Origin of the sequence: Candidatus Sororendozoicomonas aggregata, from assembly GCF_031528575.1 — a bacterium.
In the GTDB taxonomy this organism is placed as follows: domain Bacteria; phylum Pseudomonadota; class Gammaproteobacteria; order Pseudomonadales; family Endozoicomonadaceae; genus Endonucleibacter; species Endonucleibacter aggregata.
The window spans coordinates 1-12,603 of sequence record NZ_JAVLSP010000102.1; the positions used below are offsets into that span (position 1 = coordinate 1).

The 12,603-nt window shown below is 50.0% G+C and carries 7 protein-coding genes; 3 read left to right on the top strand and 4 right to left on the bottom strand.

The features are described from left to right. Window positions 1-111: 111 nt before the first annotated feature. The 3 genes from recB to V4C51_RS15240 form a co-directional block, all read right to left on the bottom strand. A complete protein-coding gene (recB, locus tag V4C51_RS15230) occupies window positions 112-3,735 on the bottom strand; it encodes an exodeoxyribonuclease V subunit beta (protein ID WP_330927035.1) in 3,624 nt (1,207 codons plus the stop codon). An 11-nt stretch (window positions 3,736-3,746) separates the two neighbouring features. Further along, a complete protein-coding gene (recC, locus tag V4C51_RS15235; RefSeq protein WP_330927036.1) occupies window positions 3,747-7,049 on the bottom strand; it encodes an exodeoxyribonuclease V subunit gamma in 3,303 nt (1,100 codons plus the stop codon). Between the two features lie 323 nt (window positions 7,050-7,372). Next, window positions 7,373-7,861, bottom strand: a complete 489-nt coding sequence (locus V4C51_RS15240) for a hypothetical protein (protein WP_330927037.1) — start codon at window positions 7,859-7,861, stop codon at window positions 7,373-7,375. 784 nt (window positions 7,862-8,645) lie between these two features. On the opposite strand from V4C51_RS15240, the gene V4C51_RS15245 reads away from it, so the two are divergent. Next, on the top strand, window positions 8,646-9,635 hold the full coding sequence (locus tag V4C51_RS15245; RefSeq protein WP_330927038.1) for a hypothetical protein: 990 nt from the start codon (window positions 8,646-8,648) through the stop codon (window positions 9,633-9,635). 338 nt (window positions 9,636-9,973) lie between these two features. After that, window positions 9,974-10,741, top strand: coding sequence for a hypothetical protein (locus tag V4C51_RS15250; protein WP_330927039.1), 768 nt, complete (start codon window positions 9,974-9,976; stop codon window positions 10,739-10,741). A 29-nt stretch (window positions 10,742-10,770) separates the two neighbouring features. On the opposite strand, the gene V4C51_RS15255 is transcribed toward V4C51_RS15250, so the two are convergent. After that, complete coding sequence (locus V4C51_RS15255; RefSeq protein WP_330927040.1) at window positions 10,771-11,583, bottom strand: RNA methyltransferase; 813 nt, start codon at window positions 11,581-11,583, stop codon at window positions 10,771-10,773. An 88-nt stretch (window positions 11,584-11,671) separates the two neighbouring features. Here V4C51_RS15255 and V4C51_RS15260 point away from each other — a divergent pair, with 88 nt between their 5' ends. Then, entirely contained in the window at window positions 11,672-12,490 is an 819-nt protein-coding gene (locus V4C51_RS15260) for an inositol monophosphatase family protein (RefSeq protein ID WP_330927041.1), read from the top strand. Window positions 12,491-12,603 lie beyond the last annotated feature (113 nt).

Below are 12,603 nucleotides of genomic sequence, written 5' to 3' on the forward strand. Positions count from 1 at the left end.
TTCGTCAAATAGTCCCGCTATTCTCCTCACAAAAGCGACTTTTTATCCTCCATTTCTCGCAGTCCTCGCTACGGGCAGACTTTTAAGACTGCTTCTAAGGGTTTGATCAGCTTAACAGGCGGATTCCCTGACACCGGTTTTAAACAGGTTATCCAGGGCTTTTATCAGTGACTGGGACGGACGGTGATAGAAAATACCCTGTCTGTTGGCACCATCCAAAGTAATGCCCCGCAAAAACAGATAAAACACCCCACCGAAATGCTGCTCATAATCGTAGTCAACCATTCGCTGTTGCAACAACCGGTGTAAAGCCAGACAGTAAAGCTGATACTGTAAATCATAACGGTGTGCGGCCATAGCCAGTTTCATATTGTCGTATGAATAATCGTTAGTGGTATTGCCGAGCCAGTTAGATTTATAGTCTAAAACGTACCATTTACCTTCATGGACAAAGGTAAGATCGATAAACCCCTTTAGCATGCCTTTAACCTGTTGAAAGTCCAGCTCAGGCAGCGTTGCGCTGATGGGATCATGCTGTTGAATGAGTTGATTAAGGTTCTTGGGCTCAAGCTGGTGAACAGGCAGGATAAATTCCATCTCAACCTTCCGGTGCTCCAGGGGAATGTCAGACAACCGAAGGGCATAACCATCAAGGGGGGTATTGAGGCAATTATACAACAACGTACACAAAGCAGAGCACCATACTTCTTCATAGCCTGCCATTAACAACTGCTCTTTAACAAATGCAGTCAGTGTGTACCGGTCTTTTTCGGCAAAATCCACACGCTCAAACAAAGTATGGAGAAACGTGCCGGGTTTTGCTCCTTTGGGGAAGTCAAACAGTGTGTGACTGTCACCCGTTCCAGAGTCAGCCCGCTCATTGCTGACCTCCGTATCAAAACCCACCTGCTCCAGGCTGGCGTCGGGCGTGTCCGAGCCAGAGCGCGCGGGCGTGTGGGCAGCACTGTGACGGATTAAAGCTGAGTAACTGGTAATCCACCAGTGACGCTCGACGGTGCCCTCAAAAGTCAAGGCATCCAACCGGGGAGCCTGACGCTTGGGCGGCTGATAAGAAGGCAATGGCTGAGCAGGTGGTTTGCTGATGCAATAGTCCGGGGAGTCAGCCGCAAGGCTTTCTACTTTTTTCTGTAGGCTGTCCGCCTCAATGGGTTCGCCCCCGTTAATCAACCAGCCAATACTGGTTTGGTGAAGATCGGTTTTGTTACCGCTTGGTCGTGACTTGACCGGGGCAAGCCCGAGGTAACAACGGTACACAGAGCGGGTAAGGGCAACATAAAGCAATCGCAGGTCTTCTGCCAACCGCTCCTGGTCGGCTTTTTCCTGACCTTCTTTTGGGTTGAGTAAATCCATCATCACTCCACCCTTATCGTCATGGTACAGGGCCTGTTTTTCCACCTTGGCTAAACAGGGCATGGGTATAAATACAACGTTATATTCCAACCCTTTGGATTTATGGATAGTGGAAATTTTCACCAGATTCCGCTCACTCTCAAGGTGCAACTGCTGCTCAGCGGCATTGTCGTTGGGCGTGTCAATCATCTCGGCTAACCAGTGTAATAAACCATGATGGCTGTCCAGCTCAAGGGCTTTATCTGCCAATAGCTCGCCAAGGTGAAGAGCATCTGTCAACTGTCGTTCACCAAAAGAAGACGTCAGCAAGTTTTCTGCCACCTCTCGGCGATGAATCAGGTGGCGCAACATGGATAATATACCCTGGTTAAACCAGCGTTGCTGGTAGTCGGTAAACTCTTCAACGGCCTTCTCCCACAGTAATTCATCACTGTTTAGCGCTTCTAGTGCCTCGGCATTGAGATTCAGCAAAGAGGTAGCAAGGGCCGCGCGTAATGTGCGCTCATCCGTTGGGGACAGGCACGCTGAGAGAATTCGCAGCATATCTTTCGCTTCCTGAGAGTGAAAGACTGAGTCACTGTTACTCAGATAAATACTGGTTATGCCTTGTTCAGCCAGTTGTTTTCGTACCCGTGTGCCGTGCTTTTTCGTCCGCACCAGTACGGCAATATCACCTGCCCGCAAAGGGCGTGATGATTTTTCATCGTGAAGGAGACAGCGGCCCTGGTCAGCAAGGGTGAGCAGCCGGTTAATTTCTGTGGCTGTTGCCAGACTCATGGCCGCTTGATAATCGGCGGCTCCCATGGCGGTCTTCTCATTCTCGTCCAGCCACAGGTGCAGGGCAGGCGCCACCTTACCGTCAATACTCAGTGATTTTCCCTGTCCCCTGGGAGAGACATTAACCGGAAAAAACGGAATATCATTGTCGTAAATAAAAGGCGCTCTCGCTTGCTCAAAGCAGTGGTTAACACCTGCGATCATTGAAGCTGATGAGCGCCAGTTGGTGTCCAGGGTGTAATGGGCACTGACCTGGCGGCGAGCCTTGATGTAGGTAAAAATATCCGCTCCCCGAAAAGCATAAATGGCCTGTTTCGGATCACCAATCATAAACAGGCCGCTATCATGAGTGTTGTCAGCATACAGTGTAGTGAAAATGGCATACTGCTGTGGATCGGTATCCTGAAACTCATCAATCATCGCCACGGGGTACTGACTGCGGATAGCCTGCGCCAGCGCCGGGCCCTGCTCACCAGTGAGGGCTGCTTCAAGGTTGCTCAGCAAATCATTATACGACTGTTGGTGGCGCTGGGCTTTTGACTGAGCCAGCTGGTGTTTTACCGCTTTCAAGGCATGGGTCAGCATCATATTTTCGAACGCTTTATCAATACTCAACGGCTGTTCAACCAGCTGGTCAATCATCGGGAAAACAGCGTGCTTGGGAAACGTCCCTTTTTTCGATAATGCGCTCTCCAGGCTACCTGAACTGTAGACCTCCCAGCCTTTATTGCTATTGCCTGAGCCTAAACGGGGTACAAGTGCTGACGTTTCTATAAACTCTTCCATAGCGCTCAGCTTGCTGTAAGGCAGTCTTTTTTTTCCTAAACCGCAATTGCGCAATAAATCACCAATGTGCTGTTTTTCCTGACGCCATAGGGCTTTTATGGCGTTAATCCGATCAATATACTGTCGTTTAAATGCGGCCAGATCATCAGGGACACCGTTACCGACAATCTGCAAACCGGGTTTGTTCAGCCAGCTCCGAATATTACTGAGCAATGCCTCAGGGGTTTTCAGGTAATGCCTTGCCAGTGATGCCAAGGGCTTGTCCATGGGATAAACAGTGCGCCGCCAGAAGTCCTGGGTGGCAGCTTCTAACAAAGGTCCTTCATCATCCAAAAGCTCTGTGGTAAACAAGGTGCCACTTTCAAAAGCGTGCTGCTTCAGCATCCTCTGGCAAAAACCGTGAATGGTAAAAATAGCGGCTTCATCCATCTGACGCTCAGCCGCTTGTAATAAATTAATGCTCTGTTGCTGCTCTGGCTGTGTATCGATCAGATACTGAATAAAATCATCCTGACTATTGCCTGCCATAAAAGCATTTCGGGTGTCGTGTATACGCGCACGAATACGGTCGCGTAATTCGCCGGTGGCAGCGTCTGTGAAGGTCACCACAAGGATCTGATCAACGCTTAAAGGTACCGGATTCAGAGTCTCTTGGCTGGATGGGTAAGGCTCCAGCAACAGCCGCAAATACAAATTGGCAATGGTGTAGGTTTTGCCTGTCCCGGCACTGGCTTCAATCAGGCGCAACCCTTGCGGGGGAAAGGTTTTGGCATTGAGGGTAGCATTCATTGTTGTTGACATCCTGTAGATTCCTACTGTTGATGCGCCAGTGCGGTGCCAAGGACAGTCTGGGCCAGCTCTGTCATTTCCTCAAAAACCGGCTCCAGCTCAGGAAATACCCGGCCAATGTACGCGTCATCGCTGTCACTCGATGGAGCGTTGCTCCCGTCTTTACCATAAAAGGCCTCCAGCGCTTTTTTTCTGGCGATAACCGCATCATTCCCCGCAAGCCAGGCCATGGCCGTTTCTGAAAACAGTGGCAAGGGCGAGCGCATGCCTTGATGGTACAGTTCCAGCAGGATTTTGAGGTACTGTGTGGCCGTGTCTTTCGGCAAAGGGGCAAAGGTGATTTCATCCAACCGGGTTTTTTTGGGGTCTTTAAAACCCAACAGCCGGGTTACGCCCTGCCCGCCGCTGTGACAGTAGCCAATATGCTCTACCCAGGCTGCCAGCAGGTCTTTTCCTTTGATGGTGGACGGACGGTAGCGCAACTGCCCGGAAGATGACAGCCCGGTCAACCAGCCGGTCAATGTCGTATTGCCGTAGGTAAAGTCAATGGTCAGGTCATTGTTGGGTCCAGCATCGGTGAACGCTCCAATGGCTTCAGCCAGTAGCTCACTGCCCGGTAACTGTTCTTCTATAAACAGCTCTCCCTGCGCCTGGTGGGGCAAGTGACCCCGTGCCGTTTCCAGGGCAAACAGGTGGTTAACATCACGGCCTTTCACCCGCGTTTCAAGCAAGGCTTCATTAAAGTGGTATTTATCCAGTGCGCTGAGGTCAAAAGGCTCTGTTTCTTTCTGTACCTGCTGGTTATCAGGGAAAAAGACATTGAGCCGTCGTTGTAAAAAATATTTACAGGGATTTTTAAAGAAGACGACCAGGTCTTTCAATGCCAGAGTCTCAGGTAAAAGTGCCTCGGGTAAAGGTGCCTCGACAAAAGGACACGGTTTTCCCTCACGCCCGGCGGCCGGCAGCCACTGCCTGGCATAACTGAACAGGGCATTTCTGCCGGTGCGGTGACCTGGGTTAAAACTGTCAGGGCTAAAAGCCTGCAAAGGATGCTCCGTAATCAGCGCTGTCTCAGGGGAATCACAATGGCCCTCAAAAACAAACCCTTGCGTGCAATAGTTCAAGAGCTCTGTTACCAACACAGAAGGTGCCTTCTTGCTATTATCGTGAATGCTGCGACCAACATAACTGATATAGAGGCGTTGCTCAGCAGCGAGTAGTGCTTCTAAAAACAGGTAGCGGTCATCCTCTCGCCGCGACCGATCCCCGCGCCTGGGGTGTTGAGCAATAAGATCAAAACCCATCGGTGCCAGTGTTCGTGGGTAAGCACTGTCGTTCATCCCAAGCAGGCAGACGACCTTGAATGGAATAGAGCGCATGGGCATCAGGGTGCAAAAATTGACCTGTCCGGCCAGAAAGCGCTGACTGCTGCGGTCATTATTGAGTCGCTCTGACAAAAAGCTGTATAACACTGCTTTTGACAGCGCCCTTTGGTGGCCTGCATCCGTCAGTTGTTGTTGTAAATGCTCAAGGGCATCACGAACACTTTTCAGGGCCAGGGCGTCGTCTTCATCGGGGGCAAAGAACTGATCGAGCATCTGATGAATAAAGCTGACCCACTGCTGAACCGGTCGCGCCTCGTCAAGGGACTGTGTAAGGGCCTCAATAGCATCAATAAAGTTCGCCAGCACGCCGCACAAACTGGCGGCCATACCCTGCACAGGATCAAAGGGTAAAATGCCCGCATAGAGTCCGGCATCTTCTCCCATGGCATAACCGAGCAGCATACGCTTTATACCAAACAACCATGTGTTGTCGTTTATCTTAGGAAGCCCCTGGCGTTTTAACTGCCGTTCATTCAGCCCCCAGCGGATACCCACATCGTGTATCCACCGCCGTAGAATATCCAGATCGTCCTGCTTCAGTGAAAACCGTTGTTGCAAGGCAGGAATATCAAGCAGCTGAAGTAACTCCGAAGCACTGCACCGGCTGTTGTTCAGATCCAGTAACGTAAGCACGCCGGCTAATACCGGGTGTTCAGCGCGGACACTGCGGTCTGAGACAGAGAAAGGGAGGTAACGGGGATCGTTTTTTGGCACGCTGCCAAAGACAGCCTGAATCCATGGACTGTAGGTGTCCACATCGGGCAGCATGACTACGATGTCTTTGGGAGTAAGTTTTGGATCATGGTCAAACAGATCCAGCAACCGGTCATGCAAAACCTCCACCTCCCTCAGTGGCGAGTGACAGCTGTGTAATGTCAGTGACCGGTCACTGGCAGCGACGGTGCGCTTGTCATCCTTTGCGCTACTGTCGTGTAGCTCAAAAATATCGCGCTGAAGACAATGAAGCAGTGAATCATCGGGGATATCGGCAAAGGCATCAATTACCGTGGCATCAAGGTCGTGAATTTGATACAGATAATCCCGGCCCAGCTTGCCCATGGAGCCTAATAACGGATTGCCATTTTCAGCGTCAGTAACCGTTTGATGAATAAAAGACGATGTTCTTTTTTTACCGGATCGATGCAAGATAAATTGCCGGGCAGCCAGCTTGGCCAGATAACGGGGGTCTTTGACATCGCCCCAATAATACTGGCAAGGGTTGGTCATCATCAGGTGCACATCCCTATGCTGGGCAAGGGTATCGAGGGATTCGATAAAGTGGGGCGCCATGGCAGAAATACCAAACACAAACAACCGCTCAGGTAATAAGCCAGGGCACTGAGGCCGGGTCAGGGCCTGTCTGAACTGATCGTGCATATTAGCGCGATGCCAGTGGGATTGTCGCAACGCGGCTGTGCGCGCCACCAAATGCCGCCATAAAATAGGTTGCCACTGTTGATCTGCCGTGAGGGTGCCAGGGTTATTCCCCGCTTCCCATTGATGAATCCAGTCAGGTCTGTACACCAGGTACTGGTCAAAAATATCAGCAATTTTTCCGGCCAGCTGGTAGATTTTCAGATCATCGCTGTCACCGGCCAGATACCCTTTTAAAGGATAAAATGGCTCCTCGTCCAGCAACTCATCAAGCAGTGCCATTATTTTCCAGGTCATGGCTTCTTTGTTAAAGGCAGAGCGTTTTGGCACATCGGGTAACACACGGACATACATCTCCCAAAGAAAACTGGCCGGCAAAGGAAAGTTGACCGAGGCAGCAATACCGAGTCCTTCGGCCATTTGTAGCCGAAGCCATTGCGCCATGCCCGGGCTTTGCACCAGTATCTGCTCATCGGTCAGGGGGTTGGCAAGGGGGTTTTTCTGAATAAGGTTGACCAGGATATCCTTGAGCACATCCAGGTGATTGGAATGGTAGGTGATCAGCACAGGTACAATACCAGCGGTCAAAGACCCTAAGCGTAACGAAATATCGGCAAAGGGGAAAGTGCGGCGCCGTGTCAGATCGTGATGACTTCAGCTTAATGGGTTAACACGGCGTTTTTTAAACTTGAGTTCAGGCGAAGTTGGCAGCGTAAAGCGCTGTTAGGAGAGTCGATTGGTATTATCTCCTCGCTACAGAAAAAGCATCGGTCAAGGAGATTATACCAACAAGAGACCGAAAAGCGGCCATGAACCGGTTTGAAATTGTGTTTCCTAACCGGATTAAGGCGTAAAGAATGAGTGGCGTTTATACAGAATGATTTACAGGCTCAAAAAATATTCAGTTTGTTTTCCACGGTTTTATAATAATACATTACATCTGCCACAATATGTTCAGGATCCTTGAGCTTCTTTATCTTCGGGTACACGTCGCTTTTGTACCATTGAAACGAAGCGACGATTTTGCCGGTATCATTGTTTATAATGTTAAAATCTTGGGATTTGTGCCTAAGTATACATCCGTGCTCGAATGAAGCCGCAAAATGTATCCGTACTTGACAATATTTGGTTTCATAAGCAGAAGTGCATGAAGCCGGATTATACACGCCGTACATGCAATATCCGTGGCCACTGGGTTTAAGTGTAAAGCCATTTTTCGAGTAATGCGGGTTGCCTGGGGGTATTCCGTCATAAATACCTAACTTTTCATCCAGGCTATAAGCGTTAGCCATGATAGATAAAGCCAACAGTCCAGTAATAAAAACAACCGGCTTGGTTGCCATCAACTTTCCAGCACGTAAGACAGATGTAATGCTCATGGTGTACTCCTACTGTTTATTTATTACATTATTACAGAGCGACGAGATACTTATACTAATCGATTCTCCTCACTGCGCTTTACGCTGCCAATGAACGCCAGCGATGCGTTGAAACGCCCCGCAGTTGCTGCAACAAAGCCCCGATATTGCCCTGATATTTTCAACGCCGAGTTAACCTGCGCAATGACCGATGTTAACCCCGAGTAAATTAATGCCTGGTTTGATCGTGCTGAGAATGAAAAACTGATCAAACGTGAAGAAAAAACCGGAACGTATCAACTGGCTAGTTAACGGACGATCCGTCATGATCCTGACTTTCATAATAGCTGCTACGCGTCTTTATGCACCATTAATTCATTCGCACTCCACCGGCTGTCCCCGTTTTTTGCTGATCAAAAGTAGCGTCTGGCTTGGGAGCCTGTCGGACTTAAGACAATTTCGGCCTAAAATCCAGAAAGTACGAGAAAGTACGAGAAAGTACGAGAAAGTACGAGAAAGTGCGAGAAAGTGCGGCCAGAATTTCCGATCAATTTGCTTAAACAGGTCAACTATTCGCACAAATCCATCGAAAAATCTGACTCGCCCGACTGAATTTCATGCTCGAGAGCTTAAGCCCGACAAGCTCCTTGTGAATCAAGGTGGGTGGGTTAAATTTACCCATGGCAGAAAACGGCAAAGCCATGTAGGCTGAGTAGCAGAATTTCGTCCGCTATTATGAATTCAGGCTGTTTTTTAAATAACGAGACTTCTTTCCTCATAAGACCGTATAAATTAGAGGAGCATTATGTATACCGATAGCGATCTGGATCTTGCCGTCAAACGGGGTATTTTTACCAAAAAAGCCGTTACTTTATTCCGTGAGCAGCACCAATTAACAACAAGGGATGCGGATGAGGAACAGCTCCGGTTACTGACCAGCTTTAATGATATTTTTGTGGTGATAGCTTGCGCACTGGTCTTGCTCTCAAGCTACACGCTTCTGGGCGGTTTTGAGTCTACCTGGGCATTGGTTGCTATCCCAGTGTTATCCTGGCTCCTGGCGGAGTTTTTTGTCCGTATCCGCCTTATGGCATTACCTGCGCTGGTTTTGCTGGTGAGTTTTATAGGGGGGGTCTTTTTTCTCAGCCTTCACCTCCTCCCTGATAACGACGATAATGCTTATACCCTGGCATCTGCGGCGGTAGTGTTGGCGGCAGTGGTTCACTACTTCCGGTTTCAGGTACCGGTAACCGTGGCAATCGGTGTTGCCGCGACCGTTGGTGTGCTGGCTTCTTCGGTGTTTTCCCTGTTGTTACACCCCATGGATTGGGCATTGGGTGTTATTTTTACGGCTGGCTTTTGTACGTTTTTATTTGCTATGTACTGGGATGCCTCTGACCTGGGTCGTTCCACTCGCCGGTCAGACATTGCCTTCTGGTTACACCTGCTGGCTTCACCCATGATTGTTCATCCAACTTTCGTATTTTTTGGCATTTTAAAAGGCGAAGGCGGGGTTGGCAGTATTGCCGTGGTGATACTTCTCTATGCCCTGATGGCCTGTATTTCCATTATCATTGACCGCAAAGCCTTCATGGTGTCGTCACTACTGTACGTGATCTATGCCCTCACCCGGCTTTTTGAGTTTTACGGTTTCGCTGGCAGTAACCTGGCTGCCACCGGCGTATGTCTGGGCAGCACGCTGTTGTTACTGTCCGCGTTTTGGAAACCCGTTCGCAAATCGTTGGTCACGGTGTTGCCGCAAACGCTACAACAGTACATTCCAGTGGCCCGGTAAAATAACCGGCCGTATCACATGCTGCCTCCTGGTCAGGCAGCATTCAGTGTGAACCTGAATTCTGGTTAAAGCAGCATTAGCTGGGTCCGATAAACTAGGAGCCTGTCGGGCTTAAGCTTTCGAGCATGAAATTCAGTAGAGCGAGTCAGAATTTTCGATCAATTTGTGCGAATAGTTGACCTATTTAAGTTAAGCAAATGCAAATTGATCGGAAATTCTGGCCGCAGTTTCTCGCGCTTTCTCGTACTTTCTGGATTTCAGGCCGAAATTGTCTTAAGTCCGACAGGCTCCCAGGGCATGGAGTCAATCATCAGTCAGGGCACTTAAGGGAATGGCTAATGGACAGGATTGGAAAATCAGGCGCGCAGCACCCGGATTCTTTCCAGAACAACGGCAGGCAAGCTGGCGATACAGACTCAGACGCGCCAAAAAGGCAAACAGCCACTGGTAACAGGGACACTGCCCCAACCTCCTTATCGAGCCGGTCGGTAACGCCATCAGGCCGGGCCGAACCTGGCCCCGGTCATGATGAGGATGAGCTGGAATACCTTCAGATGGCTGCCACGGGTAACGCCGGTGACTCTGATGATGAGGATGACCTGAACAATGCCAGCTCTTTCATTACCAGCCCTGGAGCGCCTGACACCTCAACAGCAAAGTTGGCTGATAGCGTCAGCTGGATTGATATGGCAGAACTGATTAACCAGGCACTGGGCTCAACAGCAGTGACGGATTTTAAAAGTATTACCAACCTTACCGATTCTATTTCGGGTGTTACGTCAATGGGCATTACCGAAATCCTAATGGACTCCAGGCTTTGTTTCAGCGATTTTCAGCAAATCATAGCCAACCAGACGCTGCCTGATTCTTTAGAGAGAAAGATCCTGAACCAGGCATTTTCTTTTCTGGAACAAAGTGGCTCAATAAAAGCCCATGAACCGGTCAAAGACTATATTCCCATCATCAGTAGAAGCCTGGAAGTGGCCTGCGATAAGCCAGAGTGCAGTTACCAGGAATTTTTGGCGGCGTTTGTCAAAGATGATCAGGAAGGTGACCAAAAAGGTGACCGAAATGAGCAGGAACCACTGCGCGGAAATCTGGAATAATCCGGTTAGCGTCATTGACCAAAAAAAGGTTAATCTTTCTTACAGGCCAGGCACCGCTGTGTTTCTGATAATATTCCCCTGAGAATCGCCAACTCCACCCGATCAGGCCGGATACGCGAATAGAGTTTGCGTAACTTGGCCATGATTTTTTCATGACTGCTGTGATCAAGAAAGCCAATGACCTGCAAGGTTTCATAAAGGTGAGTGAAATACCGCTCCATATCGTCCACAGTAGCCAAGGGCTGCTCGCGCGCTTTGGGCAGCGTCGTGTCCTCGCCAGCTTGTTGCAAGCTTGCCATGCGCAGCTCGTAACAGAGCACCTGGACGGCTGCCGCGAGGTTCAATGAGCTAAAGTCAGGATGACTGGGCACATGCACCTGCATATGGCACTGTGCCAGCTCTTCATTGGTTAGCCCACGGTCTTCGCGCCCGAAAATAAGCGCCGTTGCCCCTTGGGAAGACTCTTTGATGAGGGTGCTCGCGCAGCCGCGCGGGTCTGTCAGGGGTAATGAAATACCTCTCACCCTGGCACTGGTGCCGACCACAAACTCACAATCAGCAATAGCCTCGGCGAGTGTTGTCACCACTGTTGCGCAGGCCAGGATATCGTCGGCCCCTGAGGCCAGCGCCGTGGCCATGGCTGAGGGAAACTCATCAGGCGCTACCAGGCATAACTTGCTGATACCCATGGTTTTCATGGCGCGGGCGGCAGAGCCAATATTGCCAGGGTGGGAAGGATTAACCAGCACAATGGTCAGATTGTCGAGCACTAGCGTATTCTCTGTGGATGAACCAGGTGTCGCAGTGTACCCAATTGCCACAGGATTGGGTAGAATCAGCACAACTTTCCCGTCGCCAAGGCCCATTAACTTTGATAAACTGCGCTATCATTGAGGTTCGATCTTTTACATTCCAGACGTAGTCCATCCTATGCAACCCATGGTAAACATGGCCCTTCGCGCGGCGCGCATGGCCAGTGAAATTATTGTTCGCGCTTTTGCCGATCTTGATAAACTCAAGATCGAAAATAAACAAAGAAACGATTTTGTGACAGAAGTGGACAAGGCTTCTGAGCAAACCATTATTGACGCTCTGCGCAAAGCCTACCCAGATCACGGGTTTTATGGTGAAGAGTCCGGCTTCCAGCATCAGGGCAAAGGTGAGGGTAAAGACTACCTCTGGATCATTGATCCCCTTGATGGCACGACGAACTTTATTCGTGGCATACCTCAGTTTGCCATCTCCATTGCCTGTCAATACCGTGGTCGGCTCGAGCACGCCGTTGTTGTTGATCCCATTAAAGGTGAAGAATATTGTGCCAGCCGTGGCAATGGTGCCACCTTGAACAGCAGGCGTATCCGTGTCAGCAACAGAAAGAGTCTGGAAGGCGCCCTGATTGGTACCGGCATTCCCTTTATGCAACCGGGTATTGCTCATCTGGATAATTATCTGAATATGATGCGCTCCCTGCTCGGTGATACCGCAGGCATTCGTCGTGCGGGTGCCGCTGCCCTCGATTTGGCCTATGTTGCCAGTGGTAAGCTCGATGCGTTCTGGGAAATTGGCCTGAAAGAATACGATATGGCGGCCGGTGTGCTTCTGATACAGGAAGCCGGTGGCCTGGTCAGCGACTTCAAAGGGGGGCCGGACTTTATGAGCAAACATGAGATTGTCTGTGGGACACCCCGTTGCTTTAAAGAAACCCTCCAGCGAATTCGGCCTTTTGTGGTGGATGACAGGGGTCGTTAATCAAGCTATTTGCACTAACCCGGATATTTCATAAACATGCTCCTGGCCTTGCTTGCTCCTTGCGGCTCTAAGGGAGTTTTGCTCAGTCGACCGTACTCCCCGGTACGGCGCTC

What these genes read in the sequence shown, in the direction of transcription:
- recB (WP_330927035.1), bottom strand. Translation starts at nt 3,735, where the DNA reads ATGTCAACAACAATGAATGCTACCCTCAATGCCAAAACCTTTCCCCCG.
- V4C51_RS15240 (WP_330927037.1), bottom strand. Translation starts at nt 7,861, where the DNA reads ATGAGCATTACATCTGTCTTACGTGCTGGAAAGTTGATGGCAACCAAG.
- V4C51_RS15245 (WP_330927038.1), top strand. Translation starts at nt 8,646, where the DNA reads ATGTATACCGATAGCGATCTGGATCTTGCCGTCAAACGGGGTATTTTT.
- V4C51_RS15250 (WP_330927039.1), top strand. Translation starts at nt 9,974, where the DNA reads ATGGACAGGATTGGAAAATCAGGCGCGCAGCACCCGGATTCTTTCCAG.
- V4C51_RS15260 (WP_330927041.1), top strand. Translation starts at nt 11,672, where the DNA reads ATGCAACCCATGGTAAACATGGCCCTTCGCGCGGCGCGCATGGCCAGT.